General features: G+C 30.0%; 3 protein-coding genes. All 3 read right to left on the minus strand.

What is annotated here, in order from left to right:
* Positions 1-227 (minus strand): hypothetical protein (locus tag VLC96_RS16715; RefSeq protein WP_325264749.1); only part of this gene is annotated, 227 nt, incomplete at its 3' end.
* Positions 228-415: 188 nt separating this feature from the next.
* A complete protein-coding gene (locus tag VLC96_RS16720) occupies positions 416-952 on the minus strand; it encodes a GNAT family N-acetyltransferase (protein WP_325264751.1) in 537 nt (178 codons plus the stop codon).
* Positions 953-1158: 206 nt separating this feature from the next.
* The gene (locus VLC96_RS16725; protein ID WP_325264753.1) at positions 1159-2169 is read right to left on the minus strand and encodes a hypothetical protein; all 1011 of its coding nucleotides are present in this window, start codon (positions 2167-2169) and stop codon (positions 1159-1161) included.
* Positions 2170-2368: the final 199 nt, after the last annotated feature.

Consider the following 2368-nt stretch of genomic DNA (forward strand, 5'->3'; position numbering starts at 1 on the left):
AAAATACCAACTGCAGGCGTTCCGCATTTAAAACCCCTATTGCTTAAGCTGATAGATGTGATGAAAAAGCCTAAAAAAGTTAAAATAAATTGCGCTACAAAACTTATTAAGCAAACAGTCCCGAAACTTAAATTTATACTTTCAGAAATAGCTTTTCTTCCATAAATTAATTGGAAAATTGTAGGTAGAATTATTAGTAATAATGAAAAAAGTATTAAGAAATCCATTTATGTTTTTTAAAGATTATTGCGGTAAGATCACTGCTAACGGTTTCGGGCTTTGCGTTCGGGCGGGTTTCGGAGCACAAAACTGTCAATAAGCACTGCACTTGAATAGAAGCACAAAGCTCCAAATTTGCACGTCAGCCCGCCTGACGCAAAGCCCGTGTTAGCGGTTCGTTGTTTTTCTTCGTGTTTTATTTAATGTCTATTTTTAAAAGTGAGTATAAATTCAAGTCAATAAATTTGTCATAAAGTAATTCACCTTCTCTAATAACACCTTCTCTTGTAAAGTTCAATTTTTCTGGAATTGTCTTGCTTTTAAAGTTTTCAGTTCCGCATTTTATTTCAATTCTGTTTAACTGTAAGTCAGAAAAGCAAAAGTCAATAAGCGCTTTACAAGATTTAGTTATAATACCTTTTCCTTGTAAGTTTTCTGCCAACCAATATCCAATTTCTCCGATTTTGTTTTGACCGTCAATTTTATAAACCCCAATTCTTCCAATTACTTTGTCATTTTCAATAATTACAAAAGCAAATTCATTTCCATCTTTATTTCGCTGCATTGTTCCTTTTACAAAGTTTTCAGCAAATTCAACAGTTTGCATTCTGTCAACAAACGGTAACCATTGTCTTAAATGTATCCTATTTTTGTCAACTATGTCGAAAATTGGTTGTGAGTGATTTTCGTTAATTAATTCAATTTTGATATTTTCGTCTATGTTAATTATCATTATTTATTTGGTCAATAAGTTCGTTTTTGTCGCCTTTTTCTCGTGGGTTCTGCTGTTCGGTACAATGACCGCTAACGTTCTCGCGCTACACGCAGGCTGGGATTAAGAAAGCCTAAACTTTCGGTTAAAAACTATTTTTTCAGATACAAAACCATCTTCAAATTTTGCCAATTGCCCAGCTTGCTTGTAGCGTGTGTTGGCAGACGTTATTTTATAAGTCCATTTACCTTCATTATTTCTAAAGCATCTTCAGCAATATTACTCCCATCATTTATTTTACCATCTAAATTAAAAGGTCTTTTTTTAATTTTACCATATTGATTTACATGTAGAATTTCAATTAATGAATAATCATATTTTTTTTTATCCAGATATCCCACTTTTTTGATTTTATCCTTCTTTATTAAATTGTCATTTCCAATATTTCGAAGTAAAAAAAAGCCGTACAAGAAATATAAACTTGTAATTGCTAAAACAGTAGTTATGATATAATTTTTTTGACTGAAATTATAAATTGAAAACAGTATCAGTATTGTTGGAATAATTAAATTTATATATTCATTTATTGTACTTGTTAAAGAACTAGTATTATTAGGTTTGTAGTCTTCTATTTTTCCGCTTTCGGTAAATATAATGTTTTTTGAGGGATGTAATATATGACAATATTCTGTTTTTCCTTTTATTATATTTTGTGAGATATTATGGTTTGTGATTTTTTTTTCAGCTATTAGTTTGGTATTTATCGAATATTTATACCGATAGCATTTTTCATCGGGTTGAATATTCCAAAATGATTCACCTAAGACAACTTCAATTTGGTTCCATATAATTTCGGAAGTGTCATCATCTTCAAAATCAAATTTCTCACCTTCATCTGTTAACTTTTTGTCATTAAATTGCATTATTGAACGAACCTCTTTTTCATTTTCAGTATAATTCAAATTAAAAGCCATTGATGTTTCAGATAATGTAAATGTTAAAATATTACAGTTCTGGAATTTATATGGAGTTATGCAGTCGTCCATATTTAGAAATATAAATGTTGCTTTCTCATTAAAGTAAATATCGCAAATGCCTTCTTCTTTCCAATTTTTTGAAGCTATCTCAAAATCAATTTCCTCTAAATAATCTAAATTCCATTTAAATTTTTCAGTAAGGTCTTCAAGATTATTTTTAAAATTTTTATTTATAACAATTCCTGATATATTAAATCCCATTTCAATTATAATTATGTTAAATTACTGATTTATAGTTTTCTGATGTATAATGTCTGCCAACGTTTTGGCACTACAGCGGGTTTGGGACTAAATTAAGCCCTATTTTCGGATTAGCCAAATCATCCCAAGTACAAAACCATCTTTCCATTAAGCCCAATGCCCAAATCCGTTGTAGTGGCTGTTATGTGATGCCAATTTA

It is taken from the genome of Flavobacterium sp. (genome assembly GCF_035456085.1).
In the GTDB taxonomy this organism is placed as follows: domain Bacteria; phylum Bacteroidota; class Bacteroidia; order Flavobacteriales; family Flavobacteriaceae; genus Flavobacterium.